The sequence below is a fragment of the Pseudomonas sp. ASL4 genome (genome assembly GCF_056680395.1).
The window spans coordinates 6,574,560-6,589,283 of the sequence record NZ_CM155280.1; the positions used below are offsets into that span (position 1 = coordinate 6,574,560).

At 58.4% G+C, this 14,724-nt stretch carries 14 protein-coding genes; 2 read left to right on the plus strand and 12 right to left on the minus strand.

Features of this window, described 5'->3' with window-relative positions; translation table 11 throughout:
* Position 1 precedes the first annotated feature (1 nt).
* From AC1MEW_RS30025 to AC1MEW_RS30045, 5 genes are read right to left on the minus strand one after another with little or no spacing between them, the layout of a single operon-like run.
* The gene (locus tag AC1MEW_RS30025; protein WP_201255758.1) at positions 2 to 1,342 is read right to left on the minus strand and encodes an aspartate aminotransferase family protein; all 1,341 of its coding nucleotides are present in this window, start codon (positions 1,340 to 1,342) and stop codon (positions 2 to 4) included.
* A complete protein-coding gene (locus AC1MEW_RS30030; protein ID WP_201255759.1) occupies positions 1,320 to 2,447 on the minus strand; it encodes an aminotransferase class III-fold pyridoxal phosphate-dependent enzyme in 1,128 nt (375 codons plus the stop codon). The genes AC1MEW_RS30025 and AC1MEW_RS30030 overlap by 23 nt, the downstream gene beginning before the upstream one ends.
* Positions 2,448 to 2,456: 9 nt before the next feature.
* The gene (locus AC1MEW_RS30035) at positions 2,457 to 3,338 is read right to left on the minus strand and encodes a TauD/TfdA family dioxygenase (protein WP_480424651.1); all 882 of its coding nucleotides are present in this window, start codon (positions 3,336 to 3,338) and stop codon (positions 2,457 to 2,459) included.
* Positions 3,313 to 4,878, minus strand: a complete 1,566-nt coding sequence (locus AC1MEW_RS30040; RefSeq protein ID WP_201255761.1) for an AMP-binding protein — start codon at positions 4,876 to 4,878, stop codon at positions 3,313 to 3,315. The genes AC1MEW_RS30035 and AC1MEW_RS30040 overlap by 26 nt, the downstream gene beginning before the upstream one ends.
* Positions 4,875 to 5,492 (minus strand): thermostable hemolysin, encoded by a 618-nt coding sequence (locus AC1MEW_RS30045; RefSeq protein WP_201255762.1) that lies wholly within the window; start codon positions 5,490 to 5,492, stop codon positions 4,875 to 4,877. Before AC1MEW_RS30045 ends, AC1MEW_RS30040 begins: the two co-directional genes overlap by 4 nt.
* 173 nt (positions 5,493 to 5,665) lie before the next feature.
* On the opposite strand from AC1MEW_RS30045, the gene AC1MEW_RS30050 reads away from it, so the two are divergent.
* Complete coding sequence (locus AC1MEW_RS30050) at positions 5,666 to 6,601, plus strand: LysR family transcriptional regulator (RefSeq protein ID WP_322270759.1); 936 nt, start codon at positions 5,666 to 5,668, stop codon at positions 6,599 to 6,601.
* A 268-nt stretch (positions 6,602 to 6,869) separates the two neighbouring features.
* Positions 6,870 to 7,805, plus strand: a complete 936-nt coding sequence (locus tag AC1MEW_RS30055; RefSeq protein ID WP_322270758.1) for a LysR family transcriptional regulator — start codon at positions 6,870 to 6,872, stop codon at positions 7,803 to 7,805.
* Between the two features lie 3 nt (positions 7,806 to 7,808).
* Here the strand turns inward: AC1MEW_RS30055 and AC1MEW_RS30060 are convergent, their stop codons facing one another.
* The 7 genes from AC1MEW_RS30060 to AC1MEW_RS30090 form a co-directional block, all read right to left on the minus strand.
* On the minus strand, positions 7,809 to 8,174 hold the full coding sequence (locus tag AC1MEW_RS30060) for a 5-carboxymethyl-2-hydroxymuconate Delta-isomerase (RefSeq protein ID WP_322270757.1): 366 nt from the start codon (positions 8,172 to 8,174) through the stop codon (positions 7,809 to 7,811).
* A gap of 70 nt (positions 8,175 to 8,244) precedes the next feature.
* A complete protein-coding gene (locus tag AC1MEW_RS30065; protein WP_480424654.1) occupies positions 8,245 to 9,435 on the minus strand; it encodes a low temperature requirement protein A in 1,191 nt (396 codons plus the stop codon).
* Between the two features lie 16 nt (positions 9,436 to 9,451).
* Positions 9,452 to 10,390 carry a LysR substrate-binding domain-containing protein gene (locus AC1MEW_RS30070; protein ID WP_201255766.1) on the minus strand — a complete coding sequence of 313 codons (939 nt, stop codon included), beginning with the start codon at positions 10,388 to 10,390 and terminating at the stop codon, positions 9,452 to 9,454.
* Positions 10,391 to 10,476: 86 nt separating this feature from the next.
* Positions 10,477 to 12,573, minus strand: a complete 2,097-nt coding sequence (locus AC1MEW_RS30075) for a DUF6311 domain-containing protein (RefSeq protein ID WP_480424655.1) — start codon at positions 12,571 to 12,573, stop codon at positions 10,477 to 10,479.
* Positions 12,570 to 12,956 (minus strand): GtrA family protein, encoded by a 387-nt coding sequence (locus tag AC1MEW_RS30080; RefSeq protein WP_201201512.1) that lies wholly within the window; start codon positions 12,954 to 12,956, stop codon positions 12,570 to 12,572. The genes AC1MEW_RS30075 and AC1MEW_RS30080 overlap by 4 nt, the downstream gene beginning before the upstream one ends.
* The gene (locus tag AC1MEW_RS30085; RefSeq protein WP_480424656.1) at positions 12,953 to 13,663 is read right to left on the minus strand and encodes a class I SAM-dependent methyltransferase; all 711 of its coding nucleotides are present in this window, start codon (positions 13,661 to 13,663) and stop codon (positions 12,953 to 12,955) included. The genes AC1MEW_RS30080 and AC1MEW_RS30085 overlap by 4 nt, the downstream gene beginning before the upstream one ends.
* Positions 13,664 to 13,666: 3 nt before the next feature.
* Complete coding sequence (locus tag AC1MEW_RS30090) at positions 13,667 to 14,635, minus strand: glycosyltransferase family 2 protein (protein ID WP_201255768.1); 969 nt, start codon at positions 14,633 to 14,635, stop codon at positions 13,667 to 13,669.
* Positions 14,636 to 14,724 lie beyond the last annotated feature (89 nt).

Below are 14,724 nucleotides of genomic sequence, written 5' to 3' on the forward strand. Positions count from 1 at the left end.
CTCAATGCTCCGCTTTGCTGCGAAGCAGCTTGTTGGGGATGTGGTACATGTTTCTGACCACCAGGGAAAACGCCTTGACCGCCAGTTTCGGACGCCGGGCGATGGCGTCCAGGGCTTCTTCAGTCATGGCCAGGACATGCCGCAGCGCTTCGGGCGTGATGCTCAGTGGCGGGTAAAAGCGCAGCACCGGGTGTGCGGCTTTTTCATTCATCGAATGCCCGGCATGCACGCCACGCTTGCCCAACTCCATGCTCATCAGCGCTTCGTAGACCGAGCCGCGCAAGCGCAAACCCGTCATCAGGCCGACACCGGGCACATCCTCGATAATCTGCGGGTAACGCTGGGCCAGCCGTTGCAGGCCGTGACGCAGCAAGCCGCCATTGATCCGCGATTGCTCGACCAGGTTGTGCTGCTCGATGTAATCGATAGCGGCCAGCGCCGAGGCGCATGCCACCGGATGCCCGCCATTGGTTCGCTGGTCCGGCTCGATCACGTGCAGCGGGTATTTCTCGGCCAGGCGCTGGCTGTACATCGCGCAGGCAAATGAGGTGTAGCCGCCCGTCAGGCCTTTGGAGAGGATCATGATGTCCGGCACGACGTCGTCGTACTGCACGGCGAACCATTTGCCACAGCGACCGAAACCGGTCTGGATTTCGTCGGCCACCAGCAAGGTCTGGGTGGCATCGCATAGGGCACGGATGTTCGCCATGTAGCCCACGGGTGGAACCTGCAAGTGCGCGCCGCCGAGAATCGGCTCGACATACACCGCACACACGCCCTCGCCCACTGCTTTTTGCAACGCGGCGAAATCGCCATACGGCACATAAGTCACCTCCGGCGCCCCGGTGCCGTAACTGCGATGGTGTTGCTGCTGGCCGAGGATGCTCATCGCCGCCAGCGTCTTGCCGTGGTAGGAATCGCTCATGACCACGATCCCGCGCCGGTGCTTCTGCACCTTGAGCACATAACGCATGCTTTGTTCGATGGCTTCGGCGCCCGACACCATGTACTGCACATCGCCCCAGTCACCCGGCACCAACTGCCGCAGGCGCTCGGTCAACAGATCTTGCTGCGGGTGCACCCGCCCTTCCGGAACCCAGGCCATCTGGTGCAGCTGTGTATGCACAGCCTCACGTACCACCGGATTACGATGACCGACGATAAACACCCCATAACTGCAGGCGCAGTCGATGAAGCGCTTGCCGGTATGATCGGTGACAAAGATGCCATCGGTTTCCTTCTCGACGCTGGTTTTACCCAGGCGATAGAGCTTGGCCGCCGAGGCACTCCAATGCCGCTGGCAATCGTCCAGCAGTTGTTCATGCGGCATGGCTAAGGACATAGCTGAAAGTCTCCTGAATGATCGTCGAGGCACGCTGGATCTGTTCGGCTCGCGCGGTGATCGGGCAACGCAGAATCAATTCACGACCACGGGGTAGGCTGACGTAGACGCCACGCTGATAAAGCTCTTCGCACAAGTCGACCGCGTTGACGTCGACGGCCAGCGGCAGACTGACCCAGGCACCGCACGCGACGGCACCGAACGCATTGAGCGCTTGCGCCAGGATCTGGCCGTTGTCGAGACACTGGCGGGCCGAGTTGTTGTCGTGCACGTAATCCAGCGCCGCCATCGCAGCGACACAGGCCATCGGATTGCCGGCCGTGGTGCTGCCATGTTTCGCCGGGCTGCTGCGACCATAAACCTGATAGGCCATCTGCTCGCTGCAGGTGTAGGTGCCGATAGGAATCGCGCTGCCACCCAAGGCTCCGCCCAACACCACGATGTCCGGAGAGTTGTGATAGCGCTGGAAACCAAACAAGGTACCCAGGCTGCCCAGGCAACTTTGCACATCGACCGCGATGACCGGCGCCGAAACCTTGGCCGCCGCGGCATACAACTGATCGAGCAGCGCCGGGTCGATCAGTCGCAGGCGCCCCTCTTCATCCAGCAACGTGCTGGTGTGGCAAACCGCAAAGCAGTCGTGCCAGTCCACCGCGTCCAGGTCGCGGACATTCCTGACCGCCACGAGCTTGATGCCGAGGAAACGCCGGATCTCCTGATAGCTTTGCAGCGCGTTCAGGCAACGCCCGTAAGTCAGCGAGCCGTAATCGCCGCCCTCGATGAAGACGAGGGTGTTGCCCTTGGGCTTGAGGCCTTTGCACAGTTTCAAGGCCCCTTCAAAAGCTTCATCGCCGGAGCTGCACACATAAGAACTGACCAGCGGTGGCGGCAGCAACTCGGCCAAACGTCGGCACAAGGCGATCAGGGGTTCGGACATCAACACGCGATTGGACAATCCCATGCGGTCCGCCTGATGGCTGACCGCTTCGATCACCGCAGGTACCTGAAAGCCAAATCCGCCGGCCAGATCGATGATCTGGCGGCCATTACCGTCGGTATACGTCTCGTACTGACCAGAGATTATTTGTTTGTTATTGGTCTTCATCAATCGTTCTCAGCGGTAACTCAAGGCGTTGAAAATACGGCGACGCTCGTCAACGATGGCCTCGCGACCATGCATCACCCGACGGTTGTCGATCATCACCATGTCATGGTCACGCCAGCCGACCGGGTAAGTGTATTGCGCCGAAACCTTGTCGATCTCGGCCAGGAACTCCGGGGGAATCGGTTGCCCGGACACGGTGTCGATCACCGGCACTTCATAGTTGAAGGACGGCCCCAGAATGCTGTTGGCGAAGGCCGGGCGCTGACTGAAGTCAGAGACCAGAATCGCCGGGGTGCTGAAGGCGTAGTGAATTGAATCATCGGCAGGATTGAAGGTGATCAGCGTCTGCGGATCATCGCCAATGATCTGCAGCAGATCGTCGATGCTGACCGCAGCCGGGTCGGAGAGCGCCGGCGAATAGTGACAAACCAGCCGCCGCCATTTGTCGCCGGCCACGGTGCGGCTGTAGCGAATCGGGTTGCATTCGAAAAACGTCCGGCAGGCCGGTGACAGTTTCGCCAGCACTTTCTCGCCGTCGCACAGCGTGGTTTGCGAGCCTTTGCGCGGCGCTTCCTGGCAATAGAACCAGGTGATGTCCGGCCAGAACGGTGAGTTGCCATTCTCGCAATGCAGGCCGATCGCCTGGCGACCGGCATCCACCAATTGCGCGGCGCCGCCGACCATAATCCGCGCCGGGTCGAGGCTCAGCCGCGAGCTGTTCTGCCGCACATAGGTGCCGAAATCTTCAGCGTTGTGGATGCAGTTGCGCAGCAGCACGACACCGTATTGCCCGAGCAATTGGTACAGCTCGGACTTGCCCAGGCTGGCGAAATGATGTGGCTCGATAATCGAGATGTCGGGGCATTCAGAGTGATAGGCAGGCGTGTTCATCAGATGCAGTCCTTTGCAGGTCGGAGAAAACAGTGGCGATATCGGCGCGTTTTGGGCGGCCGGTGACGGTATAGAGTTGCTCGAGCAGCGGGTCGTCCTTGGTCAGTAACCACAGGTGGCTCGGTCGCTCGATGTCGGAAAAGCGTTGGGTCGACCAGGCGGACAGGTCAGCGCGATCCGGTGCCGACTCGACACAGAGCAATGCCACCAGACCATGGGTTTCATCGAAAAAAACGGCAGCATCGCGCACGCCGGGGTATTCACGGTATTCCAGCTCGACTTGTTCCGGGCTGACGTTGCGGCCATTGGGCAGACAGATCACATTCTTCTTGCGGCCGCGAACGTACAGATAGCCGTCGGCATCCAGTTCGCCCAGGTCGCCGGTGTCCATCCAGCCATCGTCAGACATGGAACAGGCGCTCGGGTCCTTGCCCGAGTAGCCGCTGAACAACGAGCTGCTCTTGACCTCGATGGTCTGGTCGGCGCCGATACGCACTTGAACATGCGGCAACGGCTTGCCGACACTGCCCAGGCGTTGGTGCTCCAAGGTGTTCATGCTGACCACAGAAGCGTTCTCGGAGAGCCCGTAACCCTGGAACACCGGGATTCCATCCTCGGCGAGGGCATTCAGGATATCGAGGCTGACGGCCGCGCCGCCACAGGTGATGTGCACGCCCGAATGCAGGTAACGCGACAGGCGTTTGCCCGGCGCGTCACCTTGGGCCAGTTGCTCGTAAAAGCGATTGAGCATCACCGGCGGCACGGTCAGGGCCGTCGGCTCGACCCGCAGAATCCACTCGATCAAACGCTGCGGCGAAGTCCCCGGCTCACCGAGCAGCGGCTCACCTTCGGGCAGGAAGTACACGATCCCACCGGCCAGCAGCGGCAAGTAAGCAGCGGTCACTTGTTCCAGCAGCAGGCTCAAAGGTACCAACGACAGGTAACTGCGATGGGCGTCGACCGGCATCCATTGCCGCAGCGACGTCAATACCGCCCCCACCGCCGCCGTGCTCAGGCGCACGCCTTTTGGCCGACTGGTCGTGCCCGAGGTGTGAATGATTTTGCAGATCCAGTCACTGCCGTCCGACTCACGCAGCAACGATTGCTCCAGGGCCGGCTCGCTGATGCGGCGCAGGCGACTGTCAGGAAAGTCGAGCATCCAGCGATCGGCCAGCGTCCGTTCCCCGGCGGCATCCACCAGAAACCCGTCACAGCGCTCGGCCAAGTGCTCAGCCTGAGACTGACTGAACGCCAGCGGCAAAGGCAACGCGGTGATCCCGGCGAACAGGCACGCCAGATCGGCAATCAGCCAGTCGCTGCTGTTGCGTGTCGCGATGCCCAGCACGACGTGGTCGCCATGGGCGGGCGTGTCGAAACGCCGTTGCAGTTCCGCCGCCAGGTTCAACGCCCGGGATTCCAGTTCGCCGTAGGTCATGGCTGAGGCGTGCTCCAGACCCGTCGGGGCGCAATCGATTGCACAGACTTTCTGGCGATTGACCTGCAACGCCTGCCGCAGGTCGGCAATGAAGCGAGCACTCATGGCTGCGCCCTCGCTGGCAGATCGGTCGGCAACTGGGTGAACAAGGTGCCGAGGGTCATGGCGGCGAATCGCGAGCGTTTCGGGTCGACGCGGATAAAACCGGTGACCGGCATTTTCGAGTAGTAACTTCCCCAGTTTTTGCCGCCATCATTGGCCAGGCGCTGGGGGTCTGCGGTGAGCAGCGGCTCGAAATCGATCTGGCAGCTTTCCATCATTTCCCGGACCCGGGGCGTGACGGTGCACAACAGATAGTGGCCGCCCATGCACCAGGCCAGCAGCGGAATCATGTTGACCATGATCATTCCGGCCGTCAGGTGATGAGAAATCAAACTGCCGATCTCAGCGATAGTTGACCGATCGATCGTCTTTTCAAAACGTTCGGACAGTATCGTTTCTATCGGTTGCGACAGGTATTGTTCAGAGAACAATGTGCGGTGATCCGCAAACGTTATACCGGCGCAAGAAAGAATACGCTCCTCACTGTCTAGAGTGAGCGCAAAATACTGCGGGCTCGGCTCTACGGAGGCGTTATAAGAGCTGCGAAACTTCTCCTTCACAACTTCAGTCGCCTGAACCCACAACGGTGTCTGACTCTCCGTGACACGTACCAACACTTTGACCTCCCTGTCCCTATTCAGGACTCCTTTTAAAGTGAGCGAGAATATATGGAGGAAACGTCCGACAGACTATTTAAAAAACCAATTGCTTCCGCTAATATATAAATAAATAACCCTGTCACAAATACAACGAACAGTGACGTACATGGATTTTCACCGAGACGGATTTTATGCTTAATAGCAATTTGCTCAGAAAGCTGGATATGCAGGATCTGATGGTGTTCGTGGCGGTGTACGAGCAAAGCAGCGTCACCGAGGTCTCCGAAACCCTATGTGTCAGCCAGTCCACCGTGAGTTACTGCTTGAAAAAGCTGCGCACGAGCTTCGATGACGAGCTATTCATCAATACCCGCAATGGCATGTGGCCAACCAACAAAGCCACCACCATGTACGGTCACGTCCTTAAAATCCTTAAAAGCATAAACATATGCCACTCCGGACTGCACGCATTCGACCCGACGCAAAAAGAGATAACTTTTAATATTTGCGCGCCCGAATACTTTGAACTACTGATTCTTCCAAACTTATTAAAGCGCTTTATCGGCAGCAGTTTCCCGGTCATTGTAAATATCCAGAAGTTTCATAGAGACATTCCAACCGAAGAGCTTATGGATGGCCGCTTCGATCTGGTTATTTGTTTTGGTCCAAACTTTCATCGCAGTTCTAAAAATCTTAAATCACAAATACTGCTGGAAGATGATCTGGTGTGCGTCGTCGACAAAAACTTCGCGCCGCCAGAGGACGAGTTCAGCCTGGATACCTTTGTCGCACGCCAGCACATCTTCCCGACCCCTTGGACTTCAGACACCAACATGGTGGATGGCTGGCTGAGCAAATGGGCCTACAGCCGGCAAATTGTCGCGCGGGCCAATAGTTACGTGGCGGCACTCAATATGATTACCGGGACCGATTTCGTGCTCACCCTGCCTCGGCGCATCCAGATGCTGCTCGGTAACGAAGAAAAATACAGCCATTGCAAACCACCGACCGGTTTACCCAACTTTACCCTGGACATGTTGTGGAACGAGAAACCGGGTCATGACAGCGCCAATAACTGGTTTCGCGAACAGATTGTCAGCGTTTGCGCGCAGGACGGTTTGCTGTAATAGGAATTATTAAGATACAAGTTAAAGTGAACTTGCGATCTGGTCCAAGTGCCCGGCCATCACTCCGGCACTTGGTGACTGGATAACCAGCGCTCCCTGGGCTCGACGCTGATCACTTTCAAGCAGCAGGTCGTGTTACCTACACGATGTGTCCCACATCTGACACTGAAGTTTCCTACGAGGCATTCTCTTGGCACCATCGTTCCGTTAGGATCGTTCGCACACGTTTGCGCACAGTCAGCGCAAGGAGCACAGCGAGACAGTACGGATGCTGAACAGTAACTTGCTTAGAAAGCTCGATATGCAGGACCTCATGGTGTTTATCGCCGTGTATGAGCAAAGCAGCGTCACCGGTGTGTCGGAGGCACTCTTCGTCAGTCAGTCCACCGTGAGTTACTGCCTGAAAAAACTGCGCACCAGTTTCGAGGACGAGTTGTTCATCAATACTCGCACCGGAATGCGCCCCACCCACAAGGCCAGCATCATGTATACCCATGTGCTGAAGATCCTTGAATGCATCAACCTGTGTCATGCCAGCGCCCAGGCGTTCGACCCGACCGCACAGCCAGTCACCTTCAACATCTGCGCACCGGAATACTTCGAGCAGTTGATCCTGCCGCGCTTGTTGAAGCGCTTCGATTTCGCTGACCTGCCAGTGAACGTCAACCTGCATAAATTCGAAACCGATATACCGGCCGACGATTTGCGTGACGGCAGCCTCGACCTAGTGATCTGTTTCGGCCCGAACTTCCATCGCAACCACAACGACTTCAAATCCCTAAGGCTGCTCGAAGACGATCTGGTCTGCGTCTTCGACAAACGCGCCACACCACTGGAACCGCGTTTAAGCTTGCAAGCCTTCACCGCACGCCGGCATGTGTTCCCGACACCGTGGTCCTCCACCACCGACATCGTCGATGGCTGGCTGGAGCGTCAGGCGCAAAAGCGCCAGATCGTCACGCGATCCAATAGCTACAGCGCAGCACTGAAAATGATCACCGGCACTGATTTCATCCTGACCGTGCCCCGGCGCATCCAGCGTTTGCTGGCCAGCGGGGCGGTGTTCAATCATTGCGAAGCCCCCAACGGTTTGCCGGGGTTCAGCCTCGATATGCAATGGAGCCAAAACGTCGATCAGGACAGCGCCAACACGTGGCTGCGTGAGCAAGTGGTCAAGGCCTGCGCCGAGCAGCAGGCCGCCTGATACTTAATGGCTGATGGCTGTCTTGGTGTAGGACTCGCGATCAATGTCGAGGATTTCCACGCACAACTGGACTTCGACATCCTTCGGCCATTCACACAACTCCTGCACCACGGCCAACAAGCTCTCGGACAGTTGCTTCTTGATCTGCGGCGAGCGTCCGCTCAGCAACGCCAGCTTCACATGCACGAACGCACGCTCGCCCAGGCTGGTGCCGACTTTAAAGGTCTCGACCTTAATGGCGCGGCTCTTGATATCGAACTCCGCCGCAAACTGACCGGAAGCCACCAACGTATTGTTGAGCCGTATGAGCGCCACGTCGGCGTTCAGCTCGGGCAGGTTGGCGGTGTATTCCATGTGCAGATGAGGCATGACGGTGCTCCTGGGAGTTGGCAGAAAGGGCCTACATATAACACAGAGCCGCCCTACTCCCAGGCAGCTTTTAATGCTCCGGTGCGCCCAGGGATTCGCGCAGCGCGATGCTTTCCCAAGCCGCCACCAACATCACCACTCCCGTGGTCAGCGCGCCCAGCACCAACGCCGAAAACAGATGATTCAACGCCAGCGGCAGCAGCACGAGCAACAATCCCAGACCGACCAAATGGGACAACGGCGGCAATAGCCGATCAGCCATAACCCATTTGAACAGGGCGTTACCCAGTAAAAACAACCACGGCCCGGCGATGATCGCGAGGATGCCGGCGTCACTGGCGTGATCCGGATGCACCAGTACCAGCTCATCAGCCACCGCACTGACGATGACCCCGGCGACAATCAAGACATGCAGGTAGGTGTAGGCAATCCGCGCTTGCCGGCCGGGGTCGGAGGAATGAACGATGCGATGGTGGGCACGCTCGGCGCCGGTGTCGAAATACACCCACCACATGGCAATGCTGCCGAGCACCGCCACCACAAACGCCGTCACGCCTTGCACGCTCAACGCCAGTTCGGCAAAGGTCGCGCCAGTCACCAGCAGCGATTCACCCAGGGCAATGATCACGAACAGCCCGCAGCGCTCGGCCATGTGATTGCCTTCCACATTCCAGTCCTGCAGCGTCGAACACCCGAGCCCCGGCACCCAGAAATACAGGGACGGCGAGACCAGTTCGATCAACAGCGCCAGTGCCCACAAGGCCAGGCGCTGATCACCTTGCACAAACGCGCCAGCGATCCAGAACACCCCGGACAGTACCAGCCATGCAAGGATGCGTTGGAAGTTGCGGGTCATGTTCAGCGGTTCGCCACGCACCGCCCAGATCGCAAACAGCGTGCGTCCGACCTGCATGAACACGAACGCCCCGGCAAACATCAGCCCGTGATCGGTGAAGGCTTTGGGAATCGATGACGAGAGCAGCAAACCGGCGATCATCAGGCCAAACAGCCCGAGACGGATCGGCAATTTTTCCGGATCGAGCCAATTGGTGATCCACGAGGTGAAGATCCACACCCACCACACCGCCACCATCAACAACGCGACCTGCACCGCGCCGCCAACCGACAAATGCGCCAGCAGGGAATGCGAGAGCTGGGTCACCGCAAACACGAACACCAGATCGAAAAATAACTCGACCATGCCCACCTTGCCACTGTCATGGCTGCCGCGCCCACGCAGCAAAGAACGGGATTGGCTCATCGCAATGTCTCCGTTATCAGTGTGAACCCGAACTTTGGGGATCGGCCAGACCGCGCTCGCTCATGAACGCTTCCAGGCGCGAGCGCAACCAGCGTTCGGCGGGGTCGGTATCGACGTGGCTGAGCCAGACCATCGACAAGTCCAGGGTCGGCGTCTTGAACGGAAACGGCTCATTGAACAAATGACCCGAGGCGGCCATGGCGATCGCGGTGTAGTCCGGCAGGCTGGCAATCAGATCGGTCCCGGCCAACAGGGCCGGCAAGGCACTGTATTGCGGCACGGACAGCACGACATGACGCTTGCGGCCAATCTCCGCCAGCCACTCATCGGCGAAACCGGCCACGTTGGCGGTGTGCGACACCAACACGTGCGGCCGTGAGCAATATTCATCGAGGGTCAATGGCGTGTCGGACGCATCGGCGCGCAAGACACTGGGCTGGATGTGCCGCAGCAATTTGCGCTTGGCGTTGGCCGGCAGCCCACGCGTCTGGCTGATGCCGACGGTGATATCGCCGGAGGCCAACAGGTCGGGAATCCGCCAGTAATCGACATGCTGAACCACGAACACCACTTTCGGCGCTTCCTGGCGCAAGGCGCGCAGCAGCGGCGGTAACAAGCCGAACTCGACATCGTCCGACAGCCCGATACGAAAGGTCATGGTGCTGCTGGCAGGGTCGAAATTGTGGGTCAGGCTCAAGGCCACCGACAGCGAATCCAACGCCGGCGACAAGTGCTGAATGATTTCCTCAGCCCGGGCCGTCGGCTCCATGCGGTGACCGACGCGAATGAACAGTGGATCGTTGAACATCGTGCGCAAGCGGTTGAGTGCGGCGCTGATGGTCGGCTGGCCGAGAAACAGCTTCTCCGCCACCCGCGTCACGTTGCGTTCGAGCATCAATGTCTCGAACACCACCATCAGGTTGATGTCGGCCTTGCGTAGTTCGTTGCGATTCATCCACTGCCCCCGGTCCCCAAGACTTGGGCCAGTTTAGAAAGGCCCGGGGGTGGCGTCTATCGGCATGATCGCCGTTGTACGCAGGATCACTGCACCGTCAGCGACTTCATGCCCAGCCCCAGGACACGCGGATCCACCCCGAGCCCCAATTGCTTCGGGCTGATCGCGTCAGGTAGCTGCACATGAATCCGCATCAGTTTGTCATTGACAACAGCTTCATGGATGGCCGCCGTCAACGGGATTTCAATGCGATTGCCTTGCAGCGCTGTAAGACGTGTCGACAGGGCTTGTACGCCGTTGATGCTGAAGATCACCGTTTGCCCAAGGTGCGTCGGCTGCACGAAAGCCAGGGCCTCGATCACAATGGAATGAGCCTGCGGCGGCACACGAAGCAGAATGTCCGCCTCCCCGCCTTCAGACCAGGTGCCCCAGGTTTCCGGAGTTCCCCAGCCCTGCCTCAAGTGGTGAGTCTTGTAGTTGAACAGTTGCTGTTGCCCGGTCTTGATCATCGGCACCAACTGCATCGAATGACTTTCGTCGGCGACCGCAAGGCATTGAGTGCATCGCTTCCAGCCCGGCGCCAGCACCACCCTCCCGTCGATGCGAGCGAGCAGATCAGTGTCGCCGTTGATGGTTTTCACGGCGGCAGGTATGGAGTTTTCATCAAGAAAGTACAGCGAGTCAGCGTCGTACTGCCCGGTTTCCAGCATCCGCTGGGTCTTTTTCTGGGCCTGGTCCAACGCCTTCGAACTCATCCGGCCCAGATAGGCGGAGTCAGTGTTCAAACCATACTTGGCCGCGTAATTGGCCAGTAGTTGCCAAGTGTCCGACTGGTTCTGCGACGGCAACGAACGGACGTTCGCGTAGTGGAGCGCGGCGCTGGCCCAGAATGGATCACGCAGCGGGGTCGACCACTCGCTGGCCGGCGCCATCATTCTGGCCTGTCGCAACCCCGTCCAACCATTTTGGGTATCTACAACTTGAATACACAGCGCCACCGCCAGCAGGCTCACCGCTATACGTGGCCGGGTGCCACGCACCACGAGGTAAATCGCCACAAACACAATGACGTAGAACACAGGCCAGAACATCCGCCCCGACGCCCGGAAGATATTCGCCAATTTGACGATTTTCCCCGGCAGCGGGTAGTGAACGTTAAGCAGACCGATGCCGATCTCGTTCGATAGCGCGAACAGCAGCAGGCCGATCAGCGCCAACAACAGAATCGGCAAACTGCGTGCAGCGCTGCCGAAACCGGTTTTACCTCGCAGCAGAACGACAGCAGCGCAGATCACCAACAACAGCGTCCCCGCTCCGAGGTAATTGAAACCTTCGTAGTCGCCACTGGCTTCCGGCAGGTCCGGCAATACCAATGACCAGCCGCTGGCATCAATCGGCGCCAACAGATTCATGCGGTACAAACCAAAGCCACCGGACGCCATGCCGTCGCCAATACTGAAATAGCCCGCTTGCCAGCAACACACACTCACCAGCAGAAATAGCAGTACCACCTCGATCACAGCAGTGCGGCGCGTCAACTGGCCTTTAAGGGTTCGGCCGGCAACGTCGGCGATCCAGATCAACGCCACCATCGCCAACAAGTAAGCGTGCACCAGCGCCGTCGCAGCCAACAACACGCCCCAGGCCAGACGGCGCTTGCGCAATCCGGGATGCAGCGCCAGATAGAGCGCAGCCAGGATCAGAAAATGCCCGGCCAGGGACAGGTGACCGCCCATACGCAGGAACATCGGTGGGGAAAACAGGAACAGGCCCGCTCCCAATAATTTCAGGGCAACGTTAGGCGTCACCAAGCCGATTAACTTCCAGCCAAACCAGGCTTGCAGGACAAAACACGCCAACAGCCAGATGCCGAAGTACTGGAATGTCTCGGGCAGCCATGCGCTGAAGGGTTTGAATATAAAGGCCAGCAGCGGGTTAGAGTCCGAGAAAATAATCGCGCTGCCCAACTCCAACCCGTAAGAGGGGTTGAGGCCAAGCGGAAAAGACCAAGGCGAGTGTCGGAAAAATACCCAGCCCAGGTAATGAGTCGCCGGGTCGCCACTTTCCAGCCAGGCGATATTTTGCGGGTCCAGGGCTCGTGGACCGATCACCATGAAAAACGCGAAAACGCCCATCAAAAGGGGCAGCAATGCGAGCGCCTTCTGCTTGCCTGAATCCTTCATCGATACGTCCAGAAGTTATGCAATACAAAGGTGAAGGCCGGAAGGGTCAACGCCACCGCGCCGATCCCCAGCAAATAATTGAGCCCGGCCATTTGCGCCGCCCAAGCCACGAACATCGCCAGTAGAAAGCCTGCGCCGGAGACCATCATGAAGCGCAGTAATGTGCGGCCATGCAGCCGTGCGGAAAAGCTCCAGGTGGTGTTGATCACGTAAGACACCACGGTGGCCACGGCAAATGCCACGCCATTGGCCAGGGGCGGCATCGGCATCACGAAGTTGATGAACAGCACCGCGACGACTGCGTGAAGCGCGGTGACAAATAATCCGGTCACGGCAAACCTCAGCGCCCTTTTGATCACCGCTGATTTTTCGGCTGACGTCACGGCTTCTGCGCCAGTACAAACACCGTCAGACCGGCCAGACGATTCAAGCCCATGAGCGGTAATTCGATGCTGCACAAGGTCTTCAGGATTGAGTTCACCACGCGATGATGCTGTTTGAGTTGCGAACGCGGCGGCGACGGTTGCGCGCCTTTGGGCAATAGCCGCAACGTCGCCGCAATCGGGAACACCGCACCAAAATAGTAGGCGCCCTGCTTCACCGTCAAACCAGCGTCCCGGGCTACTTTTTCAAATTGCGCCAGGGTGTAGCGACGTTTGTGTTCGAGGAAGTCATCGTGCCCGCTCCAGAGGAACTGGAACGCCGGCACCGTCATCAAGAAACGGCTGCCGGACGGCACTTTATCGACATAAGCCTTGAGCAGCCCGACGTCGTCGTCGACATGCTCCAGCACATCCATCAGCAGCACCAGATCGGCATCCACGGCCTCAATGCCGCGACGGTAATGCACCGGTTTCCCGCAGGTGCTGGCGTCGGAATCCGCGTCGTAACTGATGTCCACGCACCAGGCTTCGTTCGCGGCGGTGTGGGTCAGCAGGTGATGGGTAAAAAACCCGGAGCCGGCGCCCACATCGAGAATCTTTTTGATCGGTGTATCGCTCAGTAGACGCTTGGTGGCCGCTGCTTTTGAGGCGTAATACCAATGCTGGTCAATGCTTGAACCGAGGATGTCGGTTTCCTTGAGATCCATGGTTCAGTCCTTGGGGTTATAGACACGACGCACCAGATAAACCGGCCGGCGCTTTGATTCGATGTAGGTGCGGCCCAGGTATTCGCCGAGCACCCCGATGCCGATCAGTTGCAGGCCACCGAGAAAGGTCACCGCCACCATCAGCGAGGCGTAACCCGGCACGTCAATCCCGGTAAACAACGTGCGCACCACAATGAAAATGGCGAAGGCAAAAGACACCACCGATACGAACAACCCCAGATACGTCCAGACCTTGAGCGGGTCGGTACTGAAACTGGTGATGCCTTCCAGTGCAAAATTCCACAGGCGCCACCCGTTGAACTTGGTTTCACCTGCCACCCGCTCCGGCCGCTCGTAATCGACATGCGTGGTGCGAAACCCGACCCAGGCGAACAAGCCCTTCATGAAGCGCCGGGACTCGGGCAACGATTCCAACGCCTCAACCACGCAGCGATCCATCAGCCGGAAGTCACCGACATCCTTGGGCAATGGTTGGTCAGAGATTTTGTTGTGCAGGCGATAGAACCAATTGGCCGAGGTTTTCTTGGCCCAGGAGTCGGTATTACGACTCACACGATGACCCAATACCACTTCATAACCTTGCCGCCACAGGGCAATCATTTGCAGGATCACTTCAGGTGGGTCCTGCAAATCGACATCAATCGGCACCACCACCTGGCCAGTGGCCGTCTGCAAGCCAGCGGTCAACGCCGCCTCCTTGCCGAAATTGCGACTCAGATCGACGACACGCACACGCGGATCAGACTGCTGATGCTCAAGCAGCAAGTCCAGCGTCGTGTCAGTACTGCCGTCATTGACGAACACCATCTCCAGACTCACCAGCGCCTCAGCTTTGAAGACGTCAGTAATCCGCGCGATGAACAAGTCGATGGTCGCCGCTTCATTGAACACCGGGATAACGAGCGAAAGCGCCACGTGCCCGGCCAATTGCGTTCCGTGCTGATGAGTCAATTGACTGCTCTTTTTTATAGTGATTGTTCAACAATCTTCGGTCGCCGAGGTGTAATCCAGCGTCATGAGCCGAGTCGTATTAAGCAGGA

Bases quoted from the DNA above. Each gene is read 5' to 3' on its own strand.
- AC1MEW_RS30025 (WP_201255758.1), bottom strand. From the start codon at position 1,342: ATGTCCTTAGCCATGCCGCATGAACAACTGCTGGACGATTGCCAGCGG.
- AC1MEW_RS30030 (WP_201255759.1), bottom strand. From the start codon at position 2,447: ATGAAGACCAATAACAAACAAATAATCTCTGGTCAGTACGAGACGTAT.
- AC1MEW_RS30035 (WP_480424651.1), bottom strand. From the start codon at position 3,338: ATGAACACGCCTGCCTATCACTCTGAATGCCCCGACATCTCGATTATC.
- AC1MEW_RS30040 (WP_201255761.1), bottom strand. From the start codon at position 4,878: ATGAGTGCTCGCTTCATTGCCGACCTGCGGCAGGCGTTGCAGGTCAAT.
- AC1MEW_RS30050 (WP_322270759.1), top strand. From the start codon at position 5,666: ATGCTTAATAGCAATTTGCTCAGAAAGCTGGATATGCAGGATCTGATG.
- AC1MEW_RS30055 (WP_322270758.1), top strand. From the start codon at position 6,870: ATGCTGAACAGTAACTTGCTTAGAAAGCTCGATATGCAGGACCTCATG.
- AC1MEW_RS30060 (WP_322270757.1), bottom strand. From the start codon at position 8,174: ATGCCTCATCTGCACATGGAATACACCGCCAACCTGCCCGAGCTGAAC.
- AC1MEW_RS30065 (WP_480424654.1), bottom strand. From the start codon at position 9,435: ATGAGCCAATCCCGTTCTTTGCTGCGTGGGCGCGGCAGCCATGACAGT.
- AC1MEW_RS30070 (WP_201255766.1), bottom strand. From the start codon at position 10,390: ATGAATCGCAACGAACTACGCAAGGCCGACATCAACCTGATGGTGGTG.
- AC1MEW_RS30075 (WP_480424655.1), bottom strand. From the start codon at position 12,573: ATGAAGGATTCAGGCAAGCAGAAGGCGCTCGCATTGCTGCCCCTTTTG.
- AC1MEW_RS30085 (WP_480424656.1), bottom strand. From the start codon at position 13,663: ATGGATCTCAAGGAAACCGACATCCTCGGTTCAAGCATTGACCAGCAT.